General features: G+C 67.6%; 21 protein-coding genes. 16 read left to right on the forward strand and 5 right to left on the reverse strand.

The genetic code is table 11. The annotated features are described in order from the left end of the window. Window positions 1-244 precede the first annotated feature (244 nt). From PKB_RS30105 to PKB_RS07310, 3 genes are all read left to right on the forward strand, one after another. Entirely contained in the window at window positions 245-727 is a 483-nt protein-coding gene (locus tag PKB_RS30105) for an OmpA family protein (RefSeq protein WP_242411214.1), read from the forward strand. A gap of 122 nt (window positions 728-849) precedes the next feature. After that, a complete protein-coding gene (gene pdxH, locus PKB_RS07305) occupies window positions 850-1,497 on the forward strand; it encodes a pyridoxamine 5'-phosphate oxidase (RefSeq protein WP_043250330.1) in 648 nt (215 codons plus the stop codon). A gap of 139 nt (window positions 1,498-1,636) precedes the next feature. Then, a complete protein-coding gene (locus PKB_RS07310) occupies window positions 1,637-2,776 on the forward strand; it encodes a glycerate kinase (protein ID WP_043250332.1) in 1,140 nt (379 codons plus the stop codon). Here PKB_RS07310 and PKB_RS07315 read toward each other — a convergent pair. Continuing rightward, a complete protein-coding gene (locus tag PKB_RS07315; protein WP_043250334.1) occupies window positions 2,761-2,997 on the reverse strand; it encodes a hypothetical protein in 237 nt (78 codons plus the stop codon). The two genes, PKB_RS07310 and PKB_RS07315, sit on opposite strands and share 16 nt — an antisense overlap. Before the next feature lie 185 nt (window positions 2,998-3,182). On the opposite strand from PKB_RS07315, the gene PKB_RS07320 reads away from it, so the two are divergent. The 9 genes from PKB_RS07320 to PKB_RS07360 all read left to right on the forward strand — a co-directional run bounded on the left by PKB_RS07320 (window position 3,183) and on the right by PKB_RS07360 (window position 11,777). Further along, window positions 3,183-3,647 (forward strand): outer membrane lipoprotein, encoded by a 465-nt coding sequence (locus PKB_RS07320; protein WP_043250335.1) that lies wholly within the window; start codon window positions 3,183-3,185, stop codon window positions 3,645-3,647. A gap of 223 nt (window positions 3,648-3,870) precedes the next feature. Beyond that, on the forward strand, window positions 3,871-6,669 hold the full coding sequence (locus PKB_RS07325; protein ID WP_043250337.1) for a monovalent cation/H+ antiporter subunit A: 2,799 nt from the start codon (window positions 3,871-3,873) through the stop codon (window positions 6,667-6,669). Further along, window positions 6,669-7,001: a Na+/H+ antiporter subunit C gene (locus PKB_RS07330; protein WP_043250339.1), complete on the forward strand. Its 333-nt coding sequence runs from the start codon at window positions 6,669-6,671 to the stop codon at window positions 6,999-7,001. Before PKB_RS07325 ends, PKB_RS07330 begins: the two co-directional genes overlap by 1 nt. Further along, window positions 6,998-8,500: a monovalent cation/H+ antiporter subunit D gene (locus PKB_RS07335; RefSeq protein ID WP_043250340.1), complete on the forward strand. Its 1,503-nt coding sequence runs from the start codon at window positions 6,998-7,000 to the stop codon at window positions 8,498-8,500. Before PKB_RS07330 ends, PKB_RS07335 begins: the two co-directional genes overlap by 4 nt. Beyond that, window positions 8,497-8,997 (forward strand): Na+/H+ antiporter subunit E, encoded by a 501-nt coding sequence (locus tag PKB_RS07340; protein WP_043250342.1) that lies wholly within the window; start codon window positions 8,497-8,499, stop codon window positions 8,995-8,997. The genes PKB_RS07335 and PKB_RS07340 overlap by 4 nt, the downstream gene beginning before the upstream one ends. After that, the gene (locus PKB_RS07345; protein ID WP_043250343.1) at window positions 8,982-9,251 is read left to right on the forward strand and encodes a K+/H+ antiporter subunit F; all 270 of its coding nucleotides are present in this window, start codon (window positions 8,982-8,984) and stop codon (window positions 9,249-9,251) included. Before PKB_RS07340 ends, PKB_RS07345 begins: the two co-directional genes overlap by 16 nt. Continuing rightward, window positions 9,248-9,577: a Na+/H+ antiporter subunit G gene (locus PKB_RS07350; protein ID WP_043250345.1), complete on the forward strand. Its 330-nt coding sequence runs from the start codon at window positions 9,248-9,250 to the stop codon at window positions 9,575-9,577. Before PKB_RS07345 ends, PKB_RS07350 begins: the two co-directional genes overlap by 4 nt. 172 nt (window positions 9,578-9,749) lie before the next feature. Next, complete coding sequence (locus PKB_RS07355; RefSeq protein ID WP_043250347.1) at window positions 9,750-10,655, forward strand: DMT family transporter; 906 nt, start codon at window positions 9,750-9,752, stop codon at window positions 10,653-10,655. Window positions 10,656-10,673: 18 nt separating this feature from the next. After that, complete coding sequence (locus PKB_RS07360; RefSeq protein WP_043250349.1) at window positions 10,674-11,777, forward strand: PLP-dependent cysteine synthase family protein; 1,104 nt, start codon at window positions 10,674-10,676, stop codon at window positions 11,775-11,777. 37 nt (window positions 11,778-11,814) lie between these two features. Here the strand turns inward: PKB_RS07360 and PKB_RS07365 are convergent, their stop codons facing one another. Further along, complete coding sequence (locus PKB_RS07365) at window positions 11,815-12,483, reverse strand: COG3650 family protein (protein ID WP_043250351.1); 669 nt, start codon at window positions 12,481-12,483, stop codon at window positions 11,815-11,817. A 95-nt stretch (window positions 12,484-12,578) separates the two neighbouring features. On the opposite strand from PKB_RS07365, the gene PKB_RS07370 reads away from it, so the two are divergent. Further along, on the forward strand, window positions 12,579-12,977 hold the full coding sequence (locus PKB_RS07370) for a DUF488 domain-containing protein (protein ID WP_043250353.1): 399 nt from the start codon (window positions 12,579-12,581) through the stop codon (window positions 12,975-12,977). A 110-nt stretch (window positions 12,978-13,087) separates the two neighbouring features. Here PKB_RS07370 and PKB_RS07375 read toward each other — a convergent pair whose 3' ends face one another. After that, window positions 13,088-13,687 carry a short chain dehydrogenase gene (locus tag PKB_RS07375; RefSeq protein ID WP_043250356.1) on the reverse strand — a complete coding sequence of 200 codons (600 nt, stop codon included), beginning with the start codon at window positions 13,685-13,687 and terminating at the stop codon, window positions 13,088-13,090. 105 nt (window positions 13,688-13,792) lie between these two features. On the opposite strand from PKB_RS07375, the gene PKB_RS07380 reads away from it, so the two are divergent. From PKB_RS07380 to PKB_RS07390, 3 genes are all read left to right on the forward strand, one after another. Beyond that, complete coding sequence (locus tag PKB_RS07380; RefSeq protein ID WP_043250358.1) at window positions 13,793-14,707, forward strand: LysR family transcriptional regulator; 915 nt, start codon at window positions 13,793-13,795, stop codon at window positions 14,705-14,707. A 130-nt stretch (window positions 14,708-14,837) separates the two neighbouring features. Continuing rightward, the gene (locus tag PKB_RS07385) at window positions 14,838-15,305 is read left to right on the forward strand and encodes an outer membrane lipoprotein (RefSeq protein WP_043250360.1); all 468 of its coding nucleotides are present in this window, start codon (window positions 14,838-14,840) and stop codon (window positions 15,303-15,305) included. A 20-nt stretch (window positions 15,306-15,325) separates the two neighbouring features. After that, on the forward strand, window positions 15,326-15,790 hold the full coding sequence (locus PKB_RS07390; protein WP_043250364.1) for a hypothetical protein: 465 nt from the start codon (window positions 15,326-15,328) through the stop codon (window positions 15,788-15,790). Window positions 15,791-15,803: 13 nt separating this feature from the next. Here the strand turns inward: PKB_RS07390 and PKB_RS07395 are convergent, their stop codons facing one another. Together PKB_RS07395 and PKB_RS07400 are read right to left on the reverse strand one after the other, a co-directional pair. Beyond that, window positions 15,804-17,126 (reverse strand): aspartate aminotransferase family protein, encoded by a 1,323-nt coding sequence (locus PKB_RS07395; RefSeq protein ID WP_043250367.1) that lies wholly within the window; start codon window positions 17,124-17,126, stop codon window positions 15,804-15,806. Next, window positions 17,123-18,187, reverse strand: a complete 1,065-nt coding sequence (locus PKB_RS07400; RefSeq protein WP_043250368.1) for a phosphotransferase — start codon at window positions 18,185-18,187, stop codon at window positions 17,123-17,125. The genes PKB_RS07395 and PKB_RS07400 overlap by 4 nt, the downstream gene beginning before the upstream one ends. Between the last annotated feature and the right edge of the window lie 128 nt (window positions 18,188-18,315).

Genomic DNA, 18,315 nt, shown 5'->3' on the forward strand with positions numbered 1-18,315 from the left:
TTCCAATCCCAGGACGCCAGCACGCCCGGTGCAGCCCAGGCTGACTCCGGCAAACACAGCTGGTGGCCTTTCGGCGGCACAGACAAGGCTGACGCCAAGGCGCCGGCGGAGGCGCCCAAGCCTGCGGTGGCGAATGCGAACGCGGCATCCGACAAATCCGCCGGCAACCACTGGTGGTGGCCGTTCAGCGGCAGCGCCGCGGGCGAGTCGGCGAAGGTTGAAGGCCGCCGACAAGCCGTTACCCGTGCCCAGCGCATTGGACAACAAAGCCTGGCTGGACCAGCACGAGGCGCCCGTGCGCGCCGCCGTCGCCGGCAGCAAGTTCAAGGTCGAGCGTCGCGACAATGCCCTGGTGCTGACCGCCCCGGTAGACGGCTCCTTCAATCCCAAGCGCCCGGAGCTGCTGCTGCCGGTCACCCTCGCGCCGCTGGCCAGCGTTGCCAAGGTCATCGAAAAGGAACCGCAGAGCGGCGTGTTCATCCTCGGCCACAGCGACAGCAGCGGCGACAAGGCCACCAACGACAAGGTCAGCCAGCAGCGCGCCGTGGCCATCGCGGCGATCTTCCGCCTCAGCGGCCTGGGCAACGACCGCCTGCGCTACAAGGGGGTCGGCTCCGACAAGCCGGTCGCCGACAACAAGACCAAGGCCGGCCGGGCGAAGAACCGCCGCGTCGAAGTCATGCTGACCCCGCGCGGCAACCTGCTGCCCCTGGCCCAGGCCAACTGAAACGTGGGCGCCTTGTCGCCGGTCAAGCAATCCCTTCGAGCTCTGGTTAATCTAGAGGGCTGAATCAGAGGCGCTTTCCGCTCGGGAAGCGCCGGCAGTCCCGTCATCCGGAGGAGAGATCGATGGCCCAGACCCTGGCCGACATGCGCCGCGAATACACCCGTGACGGACTCAGCGAGGCGCAAGCGCCCGCCGAACCGTTCGTCCTGTTCCAGCAGTGGTTCGAAGAGGCGGTGAAGACCGAGCAGTTGCCGGTCGAGCCCAACGCCATGACCCTGGCGACGGTCGATAGCGAAGGCCAGCCGCATTGTCGCGTGCTGCTGCTCAAGGGGCTCGACGCGCGCGGGTTCACCTTCTTCAGCAACTACGACAGCGCCAAGGGCGAGCAACTGGCCGCCAACCCGCGTGCCGCCATGACCTTCTTCTGGCCGGCGCTCGAGCGCCAGGTGCGTATCGAAGGGCAGGTCGAGAAAGTCTCTGTGGAAGAGTCCGACGCCTACTACCGCGTGCGCCCGCTGGGCAGCCGCCTCGGTGCCTGGGCCTCGCCGCAGAGCCGGGTGATCAGTGGTCGCGAGGAACTGGAGCGGCTGCTGGCGGAGACCGAGAAGCGCTTCATGGATACCGCGCCGCATTGCCCCGAGCACTGGGGCGGCTATCGCCTGGTGCCCACGCGCATCGAGTTCTGGCAGGGCCGCCCGAGTCGCCTGCACGACCGCCTGAACTACCGCCGCGAAGGCGATGCCTGGGTGCGCGAGCGCCTGGCGCCATAGGTTCTTCGTAGGAGCGAGCTTGCTCGCGAATGGCCGCGTGCCGAATCGGTTCGCGAGCAAGCTCGCTCCTACATGGCTGCGCTTCCCGTGGGGGTGGCGAGGTAGGATGCGTCCCATCGTCTGACAAGGGACTCCCTGCATGAAACTCGTCATCGCCCCCGACTCCTTCAAGGAAAGCCTGTCCGCTCCCGACGTCGCGGCCGCCATCGCGCGCGGCTGGCTGCGTGCCCGGCCGGCGGATGAGATTCTCCTGCGGCCCATGGCCGATGGTGGTGAAGGCACGGTGGACGCGGTGCTGGAAGCCACTGGCGGCGAGCGCCGCGAATGCCTGGTGCGTGGCCCGCTCGGCACGCCGGTACAGGCGCATTGGGGCTGGCTGGAAGAGGGTACTGCGGTGATCGAGATGGCCGCCGCCAGTGGCCTGCATCTGGTGCCGGCCCATCAGCGCGACGCAACCCGCACCAGCAGTTTTGGCACCGGCGAGCTGATCCGCGCGGCGCTGGATGCCGGGGCGCGCAAGATCATCCTCGGACTCGGCGGCAGCGCCACCAACGATGGCGGCCTTGGCTTGCTGCAGGCCCTGGGTGTGCGCTTCCTCGACGAGCAGGGTGCGCCGCTGGGTGATGGCGGTGCCGAACTGGCTCGTCTGCATTCGATCGATGTCGCTGGCCTGGACACGCGCTTGCGTGCGGTCGAGGTCGAAGTGGCTGCCGATGTCGACAATCCGCTCTACGGTCCGCGCGGCGCCTCGGCGGTGTTCGGCCCGCAGAAGGGCGCGAGCCCGGCGCAGGTCGAGCAATTGAACGCCGCGCTGCAGCGTTATGCCCAGGTCGCCGCGCAGGTACTCGGTGAGGATCACAGCGCTTATCCCGGCGTTGGCGCCGCGGGCGGCCTCGGCTTTGCCGCGCGGGCCTTCCTGGGGGCGCGCTTCCGGCCGGGCATCGAACTGGTCGCCGAGGTTGCCGGGCTGGCCGAGGCGATGCAGGGCGCGGCCCTGGCGATTACCGGCGAGGGCCGTCTCGATGCGCAGAGCCTGCACGGCAAGACGCCGGTCGGCGTGGCGCGCGTCGCCGCGGCTGCAGGTGTTCCGGTCATCGCCCTGGCAGGCAGTCTGGGCGAGGGGTATGTGCGGGTACACGACAACGGTATCGCTGCAGCATTCAGTCTGACCCCAGGGCCGATCAGCCTGGCCCAGGCCATGACTGGCGCGGCTGTCGAACTGGAGGCGCGTGCCGAGGAACTGGCGCGGCTGTGGAGCCTGGCTCAGGTGTCGCGATAGTCCTTGGCGGCACGCTGCAGCCACTCTGGTAGGTCGCGTCGAGCAACTCGCTCGTCGCGGGCAAGTTGCAGGCAGTGCAGCATGTACTCGCGCTTGATCGGGTCTTCGCCGGCCAGCGACAGCGCGAGGTCGCGATCCATCCAGCGGCGGATGCGAACGAACAGCCACCAATGGAAATAGAGCCCGGCTGCGGTGGTGACGACGATGATGAAGTAGTCCATGGGGAGCTCCTCGCACGGTCGCCCACCCTAGCCGAAGCGGGCCGGGCGACGAACGCGGGTTTTTGCCGCAGGCGGCGGAGAAAGCTGTACGGCGGCTGAACCGAACGAAATGTTTGATCTGCCCGGCGTGACAGCAAGGTGCGCGGCAGAGTCTAATATCCACATATCTATCCGGAGGTTTCCGTATGCGTAATTCCGCCTTCCTCGTCGCCGGTTTCACCGCTCTTGCCCTGACCCTGGGCGGCTGCCAATCCAGCCTGACCGGCGATAGCTATTCCCGTGACGAAGCCCGCACCGTGCAGAACGTACGCTGGGGCACCATCGAGGCGCTGCGCCCGGTGAAGATCGAAGGCACCAAGACCCCGATCGGCGCCGCGACCGGCGCCGCCGTGGGTGGTATTGGCGGCAGCGCCATCGGTGGTGGCCGTGGCAGCTACGTGACCGCCATCATCGGTGCCGTGGCCGGTGGCCTGGCCGGTGCGGCGGCCGAGGAAGGCCTGACCCGCACCCAGGGCGTGGAGATCACCGTGCGTGAAGACGACGGCACCTCCCGCGCCTACGTCCAGGAAGTCGACCAGGGCGCAGTGTTCCGCGTCGGCGAGCGCGTGCGCATCCTGACCGTGAACGGCACCAGCCGCGTAGCGCACTGATCCGTCAACCCGCCGGCCTCGGCCGGCGCGTTGATTCTTCTGGCGCGCGGCACCGGTCTCCGGTGCCGCGCGCTATCGTTTTCGGGGTCGCCATGGGCGAGCCGTCTGACAGCCTTTCGTAATATTTCTATCCATGACGTCAGACCGATAGATATGGATAATCGACGGGTTCTGTCGTCTTTCCTGGATGTTTGCCAGGCTCTTTAGGATCGAGGAGTCGTTCATGACGCTGGCGCTGCTGATCGCGCTGCCCTTCCTGGGATGCTTCCTGCCGGCGCTGGCCGAGCGTTTCGGGCGCAACGCCTGTGCCTTGGCGGCCGGGTTCGCGCCGCTGGTTGGCTTGCTGCTGCTGTTCTCGATGCGCGGCGTGCTCGGCGGCGAACGGCTGATCGACCGCTACGAGTGGCTGCCGAGCCTGGGGCTGAACCTCAGCCTGCGCCTGGATGGCCTGGGTTTCCTATTCGCCCTGCTGATCCTCGGCATCGGCCTGCTGGTGATCCTCTACGCGCGCTACTACCTGTCCGAGCAGGAACCCACCGGGCGCTTCTACGGCTATCTGCTGCTGTTCATGGGCGCGATGCTCGGCGTGGTGCTGAGCGAGAACCTGCTGCTGATGCTGGTGTTCTGGGAGCTCACCAGCCTGTCGTCGTTCCTGCTGATCGGCTTCTGGAGCCATCGCTCCGACGCACGCAAGGGCGCGCGCATGTCGCTGGCGGTGACCGGCGGCGGGGGGCTGGCACTGCTCGCCGGGGTGCTGCTGATCGGCCATGTGGTGGGCAGCTACGAGCTGACCGACGTGCTCGCCGCGCGCGACCTGTTGCAGGCCAATGCGCTGTTCCCGCTGATCCTCGTGCTGGTGCTGCTGGGTGTGTTCACCAAGTCGGCGCAGTTCCCCTTCCATTTCTGGCTGCCGCACGCGATGGCGGCGCCGACGCCTGTCTCCGCGTATCTGCACTCGGCGACCATGGTCAAGGCCGGGGTCTTCCTGCTGGCGCGCCTTTACCCGGCTTTGTCGGGCAATGACCTGTGGTTCTACCTGGTCGGCCTGACTGGCCTGGCGACCCTGCTGATGGGGGCCTTCCTGGCCTTGTTCCAGAACGACCTCAAGGGCCTGCTGGCATACTCGACTATCAGCCACCTGGGCCTGATCACCCTGCTGTTCGGCCTGGACTCGCCCATGGCCAACGTCGCGGCGATCTTCCACATCATCAACCACGCCACCTTCAAGGCCTCGCTGTTCATGGCCGCCGGCATCATCGACCACGAGACTGGCAGCCGCGACCTGCGCCGCATCAGCGGCCTGTGGCGCTACATGCCGCACACCGCCGTGCTGGCGATGGTGGCTTCGGCGTCGATGGCCGGCGTGCCGCTGCTCAACGGTTTCCTCAGCAAGGAAATGTTCTTCGGGCAGACGCTGGAACATAACCTCGCCGGCAGCTTCAGCTGGCTGCTGCCGACCCTGGCCACGCTCGGCGCGCTGTTCTCGGTGAGCTATTCCGTGCGTTTCATCTACGAAGTGTTCTTCGGCGGCGAACCGCGCAACCTGCCCAAGCAGCCCCATGAGCCGCCGCGCTACATGAAGGTGCCGGTGGAGGTGCTGGTCGGCCTGTGCCTGCTCGTGGGCATGGCGCCGTCGCTGACGGTGGCGCCGCTGCTGGCCGGTGCGGCCTCGGCAAGCCTGAATGGGCCGCTGCCCGGATACAGCCTGGCGATCTGGCATGGTTTCAACGCGCCGCTGCTGATGAGCGTGATCGCCACGCTCGGCGGGGTGCTTCTGTACGCCCTGCGCAAGCCGCTGTTCGCCTGGTACGCAGGCCTGCCGGAAGTGGACGCCAAGGAAGTCTTCGACGCCCAGGTTGTGCGCTTCGCCGTCTTCGCCGGCGCCGTGACCCGCGCCATGGAGAACGGCTCGCTGCAACGTTACCTGCTGCTGCTCCTGCTCTCGGCGGTAGTCGTGGTGTGCGTCGGCCTGGCCGGGCTGTCGAGCCTGCCGGGGGCGCGGCCGCTTTCCGAGCTGGATGGCGTGACCGCGCTGGGCCTGGCGCTGCTAGCTCTGTGCGGCCCGTTGACTGCGGCCTTCCATCGTCGCCGGCTGGTGGCGCTGATCCTCCTGAGCATCGCCGGCCTGCTGGTGGCGCTGGCCTTCGCGCGTTTCGCCGCGCCAGACCTGGCGCTGACCCAGCTGTCGGTGGAAGTGGTGACCATGGTCCTGCTGATGCTGGCGCTGTACTACCTGCCGGCGCGCACGCCGGTGGAGAGCAGCAGCCTGCGCAAGCTGCGCGACTTCGTCCTGGCCGCCGCCAGCGGCATGGTGGTGATGCTGCTGGCCTATGCCGTGCTGACCCGTCCGTACGACAGCATTGCCGGCTACTACCTGCAGCGCAGCGTCAGCGGCGGCGGCGGGCACAACGTGGTGAACGTCATCCTCGTGGACTTCCGTGGCTTCGACACCCTCGGCGAGATCAGCGTGCTGGCCATCGCCGCGCTCGGTGTCTTCGCCATGCTGCAGGGCCTGCGCCTGCCGGCGCGCACGCACGATGACCACGACCGCGCCTGGTCGGCCGATCGCCATCCGCCGATTCTCGCGACCCTGGCGCGCCTGTTGCTGCCGCTGGCCCTGCTGGTCTCGGTGTTCATCTTCCTGCGCGGGCACAACCTGCCGGGCGGCGGCTTCATCGCCGGCCTGGTCACCGCCGTCGCCCTGATCCTGCAGTACATCGCCTGCGGCAGCCGCTGGGTGCGCACCCGTCTGCCGCTGAATTACTCGCGCACGGCCGGCCTCGGGGTGTTCATCGCCGGCCTCACCGGCCTGGGAAGCTGGGCCTTCGGCTATCCGTTCCTGACCTCGTCCTTCGGCCACTTCCACTTACCGCTGGTGGGCGAGTTCGAACTGGCCACCGCCATGCTCTTCGATCTCGGCGTCTACCTCACCGTGGTCGGCGCGACCCTGCTGATCCTCGCCGGCATCGGTGAGCTGAACCCACCGCCGGAGCCCGTCGAGCGGGCACAGGAGGACTTCTGATGGAGGCGCTGTTCGCCATCGCCCTCGGCCTGCTCACCGCCAGCGGTGTGTATCTGCTGCTGCGCGCGCGCACCTTCCCGGTGGTGCTGGGCCTGACGCTGCTGTCCTACGCGGTCAACCTGTTCCTCTTCGCCATGGGCCGCCTCGCCGGCGAGCCGGCGGTGCTTGGGCAGGTGAGCCAGCCGGGCGATCCGATTCCCCAGGCGCTGGTGCTGACGGCCATCGTCATCGGCTTTGCCATGACCGCGTACGTCATCGTCCTGGCCCTGCGCGGGTTGGCGGAGACTGGCGGCGACCATGTCGACGGCAAGGCAGAGGAGGAGGAGCGATGAACCACCTGCTGATCGCGCCCGTGCTGCTGCCGCTGTTCAGCGGCTGCCTGCTGCTGCTCGCCGGCCTCGGCCTGCGCGCCAGCCGTGCGCTGTCCCTGCTCGCGACCCTGGCGTTGCTGCCGCTGAGCGCCTGTCTGCTGCAGCAGGCGGCCTCCGGCGAGGTGCAGTACTACGCCCTCGGCAACTGGCAGCCGCCCTTCGGCATCATCCTGGTGCTGGACCGCCTGAGCGCATTGATGCTGCTGGCCAACGCGCTGCTGGCGAGTTTCGCCATGCTTTACGCGCTGCGTGGCGATGACCTGCGCGGCAAGCAGTTCCACGCGCTCTTCCAGTTCCAGTTGCTGGGCCTGAACGGAGCCTTCCTCACCGGCGACCTGTTCAACCTGTTCGTGTTCTTCGAGATCCTGCTGATCGCCTCCTATGCGCTGCTGCTGCACGGCGGCGGGGCAGGGCGGGTGCGCGCCGGCCTGCACTACGTGGTGCTCAACCTGGTCGGCTCGGCATTCTTCCTGATCGCGGTCGGCGTGCTCTATGGCATTACCGGTACGCTGAACATGGCCGACATGGCCGGCCGCGTGGCGCAGCTCGGCGCCGCCGATGCGCCGCTGGTGCGCGCCGCGGCGCTGCTCCTGCTGGTGGTGTTTGGCCTCAAGGCGGCGCTGCTGCCGCTGTACTTCTGGCTGCCGCGCGCCTATTCCGAGGCAACGGCGCCGGTGGCGGCGCTGTTCTCGATCATGACCAAGGTCGGCATCTACTCGATCCTGCGCGTCTACACCCTGATTTTCGGCACCCACGCCGGCGAGCTGGCAGACCTGGCGCAGGCCTGGCTTTGGCCGCTGGCCCTGCTCGGCGTGCTGGCCGGTGCCTTCGGCGCATTGGCGGCGACGACTCTGCAGGGATTGCTGGCCTACCTGGTCGTGCTTTCCGCCGGGACGCTGCTGGCGGCGCTGGCGATCGGCACCCAGGCGGCGCTGGGCGCGGCACTTTACTACCTGCTGCATAGCACCTGGGTCGCTGGCGGTCTGTTCCTGCTCGCCGACCTGATCGCCCGACAGCGCGGCGACAAGGCCGGGGAACTGGTGCAGGGCCCGGCGCTGCTGCAGCCGCAACTGCTTGGCGCGCTGTTCTTCGCCGGGGCAATCGCCGTCGCCGGCCTGCCGCCGCTGTCCGGCTTCATCGGCAAGCTCCTGCTGCTGCAGGCCCTGCCGTCGGGCTGGGGCGCGGTGGCGCTGTGGAGCGTGGTGCTGGTCAGTGGGCTGGTCTGCATCATTGCCCTGGCGCGCGCCGGCAGCACGCTGTTCTGGCGTTGCGGACGCAGCGTGCTAGGCAGCGCCGAGCGTGATCCGATCCGTCTGCTCGCGGCCGTCGGCCTGCTCGCCTGTGCGCCGGCGCTGGTGATCTTCGCCAAGCCGCTGCTGGATTATGCACAGGCCACGGCTGCGCAATTGCTGGATGTCGACCTCTACCGCCAGGCGATCCTGGTCGGAGGTGGCGCATGATCCGCCGCCTGCTGCCGCATCCAGTGCTCAGCCTGTGCCTGCTGCTGGGCTGGGTGCTGCTGGTGAACGATTTCTCCTTCGGCCACTGGCTGCTCGCGGCCTTCCTCGCCGTGGCGATCCCGCTGCTGTGCCGGGACATGCTGCTGGCGCCGCTGCGTATCCACCGTCCGGGCCTGCTGCTGCGCTTCATCGGCCTGGTGCTGCACGACATAGTCGTGGCCAACCTGCAGGTCGCGCGCCTTGTCATCGGCCCGACCCGCAAGCTTCGGCCGGCCTTCGTCGAGGTGCCGCTGGAGCTGCGCGAGGACTTGCCGATCGCGATCCTCGCCAGTGTCATAACCCTGACCCCGGGCACGGTGTCCGCCGACCTCAGTAGCGATCGCCGCAGCCTGCTGGTGCATGGCCTCGACGTGCCCGATCCGCAGGCGCTGGTGGCAGACATCAAGGCACGCTACGAGGCGCCGCTCAAGGAGGTGTTCGAATGCTCGCCTACGTGATTCCGCTGTGCCTGGCGATGCTGGCGGCGGCGCTGCTGCTGACGGTGGCCCGGCTGGTGCGCGGGCCGAGCGTGGCCGACCGCATCCTCGCCCTGGACACGCTGTCGATCGAGGCCATCGCCCTGATCGTGCTGTTCGGCATCTGGAAGGGCAGCGGCCTGTATTTCGAGGCCGCGCTGCTGATCGCGGTCATGGGCTTCGTCAGCACAGTGGCGCTGTGCAAGTTCCTGCTGCGCGGAGACATCATCGAATGAAGCTGCTGATCGACACCCTGGTCGCGGTTCTATTGCTGGGCGGCAGCCTGTTCGCGCTGCTGGGCGCCGTCGGCCTTTACCGCCTGCCGGACTTCTACACGCGCCTGCACGCGCCGACCAAGGCCTCGACCCTGGGCGTGGGCGGGGTAGTGCTGGGCTCCCTGCTGTACTTCAGCACGAACGGGCAGGGCATCAGCTTGCACGAAGTGCTGATCACCCTGTTCCTGTTCATCACCGCGCCAGTCAGTGCGCACCTGCTGGCCAAGGCGGCCATGCAGCGCCGCGATGCCCGCGCTCCGGGTACCCAGGGCGAGCCCTGGGAATGAAAGGGCTCTTGTAGGAGCGAGCTTGCTCGCGAACAGGCCGCGTGCCGACTCATTCGCGAGCAAGCTCGCTCCCACGAAAAGCACAGCCATTACAGTTTTGCCGCGCCGCTGTGCCTGTCGGGGCGATTGGGCGAACTCCTATACTTGTCGGATTCGTCCTTCGGAGCGTTCCGTGCAGCAGTCCCGGCCGTTCGCCCTCGCGTGCCTGGTGTTGGCCATGGCGCTCTGGGGCAGTTCCTTCATTGCCCTGAAACTCGCCTTCGCCGAAATGCCGGCCATGTGGGTCATCTTCGCCCGTATGGCCATCGGCAGCCTGATCTTCCTTGCCGCCTGGCGCTGGCGCGGGCGCATCGAATACCGCAAGGGCGACTGGAGGTACCTGGTCGGCCTCGCCGTGTGCGAGCCCTGCCTGTACTTCGTTTTCGAGTCCTTCGCCCTGCACTACACCAGCGCCGCCCAGGCCGGGATGATCACGGCGTTGCTGCCGCTGATGGTCGCGGTGGGCGCCTTCCTGCTGCTGCATGAAAAGATCTCCCGCAACACCTGGGCCGGCTTCGCCCTGGCGGTGCTCGGCGCACTCTGGCTGACCCTGGCCAGCGAGCCTGACAGCCATGCGCCGGCGCCGCTGCTGGGCAACTTCTTCGAGCTGCTGGCGATGGTCTGCGCCACCGGCTACACCCTGCTGTTGAAGCACCTGTCGGCGCGTTACTCGCCGTTCATCCTCACCGCCATGCAGGCCTTCATCGGCTCGATATTCTTCCTGCCGGTGGCCGCGCTGACTGCCGGCGCGCCGCCCGTGCCCAGCAGCGAGGGCCTGCTGGCGCTGATCTACCTGGGCAGCGTGGTCACCGTGGGCGCCTATGGCCTGTACAACTTCGGTGTCAGCCGCCTGCCGGCGAGCCAGGCCACCGGCTTCATCAACCTGATCCCGGTGTTCACCCTGGTCTTCGCCTGGCTGCTGCTGGACGAGCGGCTCAACGGCCAGCAGGCGCTGGCCGCCGCGCTGGTCTTTGCCGGGGTGGCGCTCAGCCAGTGGCGCAGCACCGCTGCCCCGCCGCCGGCCGGGGTCCTGGACTAATCCATCGAGGTGCCGACCATGTCCGTCGATTTCCGCAATTGGACCTGCGAAGCCATCCGCATCATCGAGGCGGACTTCCAGCGCAGCGCCGATACCCACCTGATCCCCCTCGGCCTGCCCGGCATGCCGGGTATCGACCTGTACTTCAAGGACGAATCCAGCCACCCCACCGGCAGCCTCAAGCACCGCCTGGCGCGTTCGCTGTTCCTCTACGCGCTGTGCAACGGCTGGCTGAAGCCGGGGGCGCCGGTGATCGAGGCTTCCAGCGGGTCGACGGCGATCTCCGAGGCCTACTTCGCCCGGCTGCTCGGGCTGCCCTTTATCGCGGTGGTCCCGGCCAGCACTTCCAAGGAGAAGATCGCGCAGATCGCCTTCTACGGCGGGCAGAGCCACCTGGTGAAAGATCCCACGCAGATCTACGCCGAGTCCGAGCGCCTGGCGCGAGAAAGCGGCGGCCACTTCATGGACCAGTTCACCTATGCCGAGCGGGCCACCGACTGGCGGGCGAACAACAACATCGCCGAGTCGATCTTCCAGCAGATGCGCCATGAGCGCTTCCCCGAGCCGCGCTGGCTGGTTTCCAGCCCCGGCACCGGCGGTACCCTGGCCACTCTCGGGCGCTTTGCCCGCTATCGCCGTCACGAGACTCACGTGCTTTGCGCCGACGCCGAGCGCTCGGTGTTCTTCGACGCCTATCGCACCGGTGACCGCAGCCTGACCCTGGACTGCGGCTCGCGCATCGAAGGCATCGGCCGTCCGCGCGTGGAGGCGTCCTTCCTGCCTTCGGTCATCGATGCCATGGCCAAGGTGCCCGACGCCTGGTCGCTCGCTGCCATGCACTACCTGGCGCAGCGCCTGGGCCGGCATGTCGGCGGTTCCAGCGGCACCAACCTGATAGGCGCGCTACTGGCCGCCCAGGACATGGTGGCGCACGGCGAGTCGGGGTCGATCGTGGCGATTCTCTGCGATGGCGGCGAACGCTATGCCACCAGCTACTACGATCCGCTCTGGCTGAAGCAGAAGGGCTTCGAGCTGGACCCGCTGATCGAGGCCGTGCGCCGTTGCGCGGAAGAGGGCGTGCCGCTGCCGGAGGAGATCCGCAGCCTGGGATTGCGCGCCTGAAGCGGGAGCGGCCCGTTGCGGGCCGCCCTCGTCGGGATCACTCGGCGTAGGCGCCGCCCGGATAGGCGCAGCCGCGCATGACCTGGTTGTCCAGGCGCAGCTCGGCGGACATCTGGGTCACCGCGCCAGTCATGCTGTTCACACAGCGGCTCGGGGCGACCCACAGTTCCAGCTTCTCGCCATTGGCCTCGCTGGAGTAGCTGCTGCTGCCACCGGGCACGCTTTCGACCACGTAGGGCACCACCAGCGCCGGCTTGCCGGGGCGCTGCAGCAGCAGGCCCTGGGCGTTGATCATCACGTTCCAGGCCGGCTCGTTGCCGATGGCCTGGACGATGGTGTGCTTGAAGTTGGGGTCTTCGCAGCCGCGGCCTTCGCCCTGGATGCGGTACAGGGTGTCGACCTCCAGCTTGCCGTCGGTGTTGCTCGACTGCCCGCCGGAGTAGCCGCCGCGAACGTCGACAAAGAGCTTGGCGGCGCCATCGGCGAACAGGTCGCGGGACTCGCGGGCTACGCTGCCGTTGGGACCGTCCACCAGCAGGAAGTGGCGTTGCTCCTGGCACGGACGGAACATCAGGTCGTTGCCCTGGCGGGTCAGCTCGCCCTGCACCCGGGTTTGCGCGTGGGTGTCGACGGGCGCGGGTTTCCACACCTGGCAGGCGGCGAACAGGGGCAGGAGGCTATAGAGGGCGAAACGGGCTGGACGCATGCTGTGGGGGCTCCCGGAAAAATGCGCCCACGTTACCGAGCGTGCCGTGCTATCTCAAGGGATGCGGTGCCGCATCGGCACAAAGGAGGGGCAGGATGATTCTCTACAAGCGCGCCTACGACCCGGTCGGGGCGGATGATGGCTACCGGGTACTGGTGGATAGGCTGTGGCCACGCGGCATCCGCAAGGAGGATCTGGCCTTGCACGAATGGCTGAAGGAAGCCGCGCCGTCCAACGAACTACGCCGGCGCTTCCACCACGATCCCACGCGTTTCGAGGCGTTTCGTAGCGCCTATCACGCCGAACTCACGGCGCACCCGGAGCACTGGTGGAAGCTGCTGGAGATTGCCGGCAAGGGCAATCTGACCCTGCTCTACGGCGCCCGCGACACCGAGCACAACAACGCGCGGGTGCTGGCGGAGTTCCTCGAGGACGAACTGGAAAGGGTGCAGCCGGGGAGTTCGCCGACCTGCTATGCGGATCGCGACGCGTAGGAGCGGATCTCATCCGCGAAAATCCATTGCGCTGACGCCCCTTGTAGGAGCGCGCCATGCGCGCGAATCGCGGACAAGGGCCGCTCCTACAGGGGAGCCTCATTGACGCGTTACCAGATCTTGTACACCTGCCCGGTCTGTGCGCCTTCCACGCTGCGCGCGAAGCCCAGCGCCGCGTCGGCCGCCAGCACCGGCTTGAAGCCGCGGAAGAAGGGCGCATAGCCCTCCATCGACTCCACCAGCACGTTCGGGCTGACCGCGTTGATCCGCTGGCCGCGCGGCAGTTCCAGGGCTGCACTGCGGACGAAGCCTTCCACCGCGGCGTTGACCATGGTCGCCGAGCTGCCGAAGCGGATCGGGTCTTCGCTGAGGATGCCGGTGGTCAGGGTGAAGGAGGCGCCGTCGTTGGCGTAGCGGCTGCCGATCAGCACCAGGTTGACCTGGCCCATCAGCTTGTCCTTCAGGCCGACGGCGAATTCGGCTTCGCCCATCTCGGACAGCGCGCCGAAGTGCACCTTGCCGGCGGCGCTGACCAGCGCGTCGAACGAGCCGACCTTGTCGAACAGCGCCTGGATCGAGGCGCTGTCGGTGATGTCCACGTTGAAGTCGCCGCTGCTGCGGCCGACGCGGATGATCTCGTGACGCTGGCCCAGCTCGTTGGCCACGGCCTGGCCGAGGGTACCGCTGGCTCCGATGAGGATGATCTTCATGTTGGCTCCTGCTGTTGGGGGAAAGTGACGGAGCCAGTCTAGGGGCGTATTTTGTTTTGATAATCCGGGCAATCGGCAACCTTTGGTTTTCATGGGGAAACAATAATGGGCGAACTGGAAGATCTGTCGGCCTTCGCCGTGCTGCTGGAAAGCGGCAGCTTCACCCGCGCCGCCGAGCGCCTGGGCTGTAGCAAGGGGCAGTTGTCCAAGCGCATCAGCGCGCTCGAACAGGCCCTGGGCGTGACCCTGCTGCACCGCACCACGCGGCGCCTGTCGCTGACCGCCGCCGGCAGCGCGCTGCTGCCCGAGGCGCAGGCGCTCAATGCGCAGGCCGCGCGTGCCCGCCAGGCTGTGGCGCGGATGCAGGAGCAGGAGCACGGCACCGTACGCCTCACGGTGCCGGTGTCGCTGGGGGAAACCTTCTTCGATGCCTGGCTGGTGGAGTTCTCCCGCGCACACCCGGACATCCGCCTGGAGCTGGACCTGGCCAACGACCGCCGCGACCTGGTGGCCGACGGTTTCGACCTGGCGATCCGCTCCGGCATGGCCGGTGACGAGCGTTTAGTCGCACGGCCGCTGTTCGCCCTGCAGGAGCTGACCTGCGCCGCGCCACAGTACCTGGCCGAGCACGGCGAGCCGACGACGCCGGCGGAGCTGGCGCAGCACAACTGCCTGCTCAATACCCACTATGCCGACCACGAGCAGTGGCTCTACCAGCGCCGACACGAACTCTTCCGCGTGCCGGTTTCCGGCGTGCTGGCGAGCAATCACTACACCCTGCTGAAGAAGGCCGCGCTGGCCGGCGTCGGCATCGTCCGCCTGCCGTCCTACATGATTCACGACGAACTCGCCGCCGGCCGCCTGCGCTGGCTGCTGTGCGACTACCAGACGCGGACATCGCCGGTGTATCTCGTGCACCCGTACCAGGGCGGCCTGCCGCGCCGCACCCAGTTGCTGATGGACTACCTGCTGCGCTGGTTCGAGCGCAGCCGCCAGCGCCTGCTGGAATTGCAGGGCTGAGCCCGTCGTTCAGCTCCGTTCAGGTTCATTCAGCTTCGTTCAGCGGAGGTTCAGAGAGGGTTCAGGGGACGTTCAGTGGGCGAGGAATAGGCTTTGTCCATCGTCTTCAAACGTCCGCGAGGACCTGAACATGAAAGCCACTCAAACCCTTCTGATCGCTGCCTTTACTGCCAGTGCGCTGGTTCTTACCGGCTGCGCCTCGAACCTCTCCGGTAGCAGCTACTCCCGCGCCGACGCCCGCGCCGTGCAGACCGTGCGCATGGGCACCATCGAGTCGCTGCGCCCGGTACAGATCGAGGGCACCAAGACGCCGATCGGCACCCTGGCCGGCGCCGCCGTCGGTGGCATCGCCGGTAGCGGTATCGGCGGCGGGCGCGGGGCGAGCATCGCCACCATCCTCGGCGGCGTGGCCGGCGGGGCTGCCGGTTCGGCCATCGAGGAAGGCGTCACTCGTACCCAGGGCGTGGAAATCGTGGTTCGCGAAGACAGCGGCATCTCCCGCGCCTATGTCCAGGCGGTGGACCCGTCGCAGCGGTTCAACATCGGCGACCGTGTACGCATCATGAGCGTCAACGGTGCCAGCCGCGTGACCCTGTAACCCGCTGATTCGGAGGCATCATGAAACCCCTCGTCCTTTTCGTCGTCCTGATGCTTGGTATGCCCCTCGCCTGGTCCGGCGAGGGGGACGGCGACTACTGGTACCTGCAGACCAGCGTCATAACCCGCCACTGGCACCACGATCCCGACCACAACAACCACCAGGACCTCATTGGTCTGGAGCGCAACCGCGCTGACGGCTGGCTGGTGGGGGGCGCGACCTTCCGCAACTCGTTCAGCCAGCGCTCGAACTATGTCTACGCGGGCAAGCGCTACGAGATGGCCGACTCGCCGCTGTACTTCAAGGTCACCGCCGGTGCCCTGCAGGGCTACCATGGCAAGTACCGCGACAAAATCCCGCTCAACCACTACGGCGTGGCGCCGGCGGTGATTCCCTCGGTAGGCGCACAGTTCGGCCGCTTCGGCGCCGAGTTCGTGGTGCTGGGCAACTCCGCCGGGATGATCAACGTGGGGGTGCGCCTGTAAGGGCGCAACTCGTTCAGCCGACGACTTCGGTGAGGGCGGCGTCCAGTGTGTCGATCAGCAGGTCGGCGTGCTCTCGTTCGAAGGCCAGCAGCGGACGGATCTTCAGGATGTTCTCCAGTGGGCCGGCGGCGCTGATCAGCACGCCACGCTCGCGCATGGCATTGACCACCTGGCGCGTCTGCGCGGCGGCCGGTGCCTTGCTTTCGCGGTCGCTCACCAGCTCCACACCCAGGAACAGCCCGGCGCCGCGTACGTCGCCGATCAGCGGGTGACGCTCCGCCAGGCGACGGAAGCCCTGCAGCAGGTAGTCGCCGATTTCCGCCGAACGCTGTTGCAGCTTCTCCTCGCGAATCACGTTCAGCACCGCCTGGCCGGCGGCACAGGACACCGGGTTGCCGCCGAAGGTGTTGAAGTAGCGCACGCTGCGGCCGAAGCTCGCGAGCACTTCCGGGCGCGCCACTACGCCGGCGATGGGCTGGCCGTTGCCCATCGGCTTGCCGAGGGTGACCAGGTCCGGCAGCACGCCGTGGCGCTGGAAGCCCCACATGTGCGCGCCGGTACGGGCGAAACCGCATTGCACCTCGTCCGCTATGTAGAGCAGGCCTTCGGCGCGGGCCAAGGCCACCGCCTCGGCGAGGAAGCCGGCCGGCTCGGCGAAGACGCCGTCGCTGGCGAAGATGCCATCCAGCAGCAGGGCCGCCGGCTTGATGCCTTTGGCGCGCAGGTCGGCGATGGCCGCGCGTATGTCTTCGGCAAATAGCCGGCCGACGTTTTCCGCACCCAGCCGGTAAGCGTCGGGTGCACGCACGGTGCGCGCGTGGGCGGGCAGGGTGATGCCGCTGCCAAGGGACGGCGAGAGGGCGGAGATGTCGCCGGTGACGCCGTGGTAGGCGAAGCGCGTGATGATCACGCCGGTGCCGCCGGTATGGTGACGGGCGATGCGCAGGGCCAGGTCGTTGGCCTCGCTGCCGGTGCAGGTGAACATGACCTGGCCGAGTTCGGCGGGGAAGGTCGACAGCAGGTCTTCGGCGTAGTCGAGGATGCCTTCCTGCAGGTAGCGGGTGTGGGTGTTCAACACGGCCGCCTGTTCGGCAATGGCCTGCACCACGCGTGGGTGGCAATGGCCGATGGAGGCGACGTTGTTGTAGGCGTCCAGGTAGCGCCTGCCCTGTTCGTCGTAGAGCCATACGCCGTCGCCGCGAACGGTGTGCAGCGGGCGTTCGTAGAACAGCCGGTAGGCCGGGCCGAGCAGGCGCTCGCGGCGTTCGATCAGGCTGCGTTCCTTCTCGCTCAGGCGCTCGCCGTCGGCCGAGCTGTAGCCGTTGATCATGGTCATGCGTGGGACTCCTCTTGGCAGGCGCGGGCGATACGCTCGCGCGCCTCGGAACGGGATAGTGCGGCCAGTCCCTGCAGGCTGGCGCGGGCCTGGTGGGCGTTGCGCAGGATGTAGTCGCGGTTCTCCGGGTGCAGGCTGGCGCGCCAGGCAGTGATGCTCAGGGTCATTACCAGGCGGGTGGCCATGAGGTCGGCGAGGATCGCCTGCTCGACCTCCTGCAGCGGGTTGCGTGAGTGGTAGGCGGCGATGAACTCCAGGGCTGGGGCAAGCACGTCGCCCTCGGTGCCCAGTTGGTAGGCAGCGGCCACGCCCAGCTCATTGATCAGCGGTGCGTAGACCATGTCGCCGAAGTCGAGGATGTTGCGCAGCACCTCGGGGTGCTCCGCATCGACGATCACGTTGTGCGGGTTGAGGTCGTTGTGGATGACCTGGGCGCGCAGCTCTTTCTGCAGAGGCAGAGCGTGGGTCTCGAAGGCGTCGAGGCTGCGCTCGACCAGTGCGCGTTCGTCAGCGTTCTCGATGTGCTGCAGCAGCGGGCGCAGGCGCGCGGCTTGCTGCATGTCCCAGAGCAACTCGTGGCCGGAAGCGGGATGGCTGTAGCCGTGCAGCGCCAGGTCCAGGCGCGCCAGGGCGTCACCGAGATTGCGCCGCAGCGCCGGGCTGCGTTGCTTGATGCGATGCAGCGGCAGGCCTTCGACGAAGGACAACAGCCGCGCCAGCATGCGCTGGCCGTCCACTTCCACCCAACCCTGATAGTTGCCTTCTTGGTCGGGGTAGACGCGTTGCACTGGCAGCGTCGGGTCGGCTTGCTGCACGCGGAGCAGGGCGCCGGTCTGGAAGTCCACCACCTGTACATCTTCCAGCGGGTGGGAAAGCTTGAGCAGGCAGGCCGAGCCGTCGGTGCGGGTGATCTGGAAGTTCAGGTCGCGCTCGCCGGCCAGGCGTAGCAGCTCGCCGCGCTCGGCGAAGCGTTCGGCGGCGATGGCGGCGGCCTGTTCGAGGCTGACCTGCGCCTGGGCCGCTTCCAGCAGCGGATCATGGGCGGGCGCGTTCAACGGCATGGGCTTGGCTCCGGGCGGAAGAGGGTGGGGGACTGCGGCATGCGCGCGGGCTCCGGTTCTTGTCGTTCTTGTCTGGCGGCCATTAAAGCACATTAAAAACATGATGCATCATGTTTTATTTTCGCTCG

This window comes from Pseudomonas knackmussii B13, from assembly GCF_000689415.1.
In the GTDB taxonomy this organism is placed as follows: domain Bacteria; phylum Pseudomonadota; class Gammaproteobacteria; order Pseudomonadales; family Pseudomonadaceae; genus Pseudomonas; species Pseudomonas knackmussii.

What these genes read in the sequence shown, in the direction of transcription:
- pdxH (WP_043250330.1), top strand. Translation starts at nt 850, where the DNA reads ATGGCCCAGACCCTGGCCGACATGCGCCGCGAATACACCCGTGACGGA.
- PKB_RS07310 (WP_043250332.1), top strand. Translation starts at nt 1,637, where the DNA reads ATGAAACTCGTCATCGCCCCCGACTCCTTCAAGGAAAGCCTGTCCGCT.
- PKB_RS07315 (WP_043250334.1), bottom strand. Translation starts at nt 2,997, where the DNA reads ATGGACTACTTCATCATCGTCGTCACCACCGCAGCCGGGCTCTATTTC.
- PKB_RS07320 (WP_043250335.1), top strand. Translation starts at nt 3,183, where the DNA reads ATGCGTAATTCCGCCTTCCTCGTCGCCGGTTTCACCGCTCTTGCCCTG.
- PKB_RS07325 (WP_043250337.1), top strand. Translation starts at nt 3,871, where the DNA reads ATGACGCTGGCGCTGCTGATCGCGCTGCCCTTCCTGGGATGCTTCCTG.
- PKB_RS07330 (WP_043250339.1), top strand. Translation starts at nt 6,669, where the DNA reads ATGGAGGCGCTGTTCGCCATCGCCCTCGGCCTGCTCACCGCCAGCGGT.
- PKB_RS07335 (WP_043250340.1), top strand. Translation starts at nt 6,998, where the DNA reads ATGAACCACCTGCTGATCGCGCCCGTGCTGCTGCCGCTGTTCAGCGGC.
- PKB_RS07340 (WP_043250342.1), top strand. Translation starts at nt 8,497, where the DNA reads ATGATCCGCCGCCTGCTGCCGCATCCAGTGCTCAGCCTGTGCCTGCTG.
- PKB_RS07345 (WP_043250343.1), top strand. Translation starts at nt 8,982, where the DNA reads ATGCTCGCCTACGTGATTCCGCTGTGCCTGGCGATGCTGGCGGCGGCG.
- PKB_RS07350 (WP_043250345.1), top strand. Translation starts at nt 9,248, where the DNA reads ATGAAGCTGCTGATCGACACCCTGGTCGCGGTTCTATTGCTGGGCGGC.
- PKB_RS07360 (WP_043250349.1), top strand. Translation starts at nt 10,674, where the DNA reads ATGTCCGTCGATTTCCGCAATTGGACCTGCGAAGCCATCCGCATCATC.
- PKB_RS07365 (WP_043250351.1), bottom strand. Translation starts at nt 12,483, where the DNA reads ATGCGTCCAGCCCGTTTCGCCCTCTATAGCCTCCTGCCCCTGTTCGCC.
- PKB_RS07370 (WP_043250353.1), top strand. Translation starts at nt 12,579, where the DNA reads ATGATTCTCTACAAGCGCGCCTACGACCCGGTCGGGGCGGATGATGGC.
- PKB_RS07375 (WP_043250356.1), bottom strand. Translation starts at nt 13,687, where the DNA reads ATGAAGATCATCCTCATCGGAGCCAGCGGTACCCTCGGCCAGGCCGTG.
- PKB_RS07380 (WP_043250358.1), top strand. Translation starts at nt 13,793, where the DNA reads ATGGGCGAACTGGAAGATCTGTCGGCCTTCGCCGTGCTGCTGGAAAGC.
- PKB_RS07385 (WP_043250360.1), top strand. Translation starts at nt 14,838, where the DNA reads ATGAAAGCCACTCAAACCCTTCTGATCGCTGCCTTTACTGCCAGTGCG.
- PKB_RS07390 (WP_043250364.1), top strand. Translation starts at nt 15,326, where the DNA reads ATGAAACCCCTCGTCCTTTTCGTCGTCCTGATGCTTGGTATGCCCCTC.
- PKB_RS07395 (WP_043250367.1), bottom strand. Translation starts at nt 17,126, where the DNA reads ATGACCATGATCAACGGCTACAGCTCGGCCGACGGCGAGCGCCTGAGC.
- PKB_RS07400 (WP_043250368.1), bottom strand. Translation starts at nt 18,187, where the DNA reads ATGCCGTTGAACGCGCCCGCCCATGATCCGCTGCTGGAAGCGGCCCAG.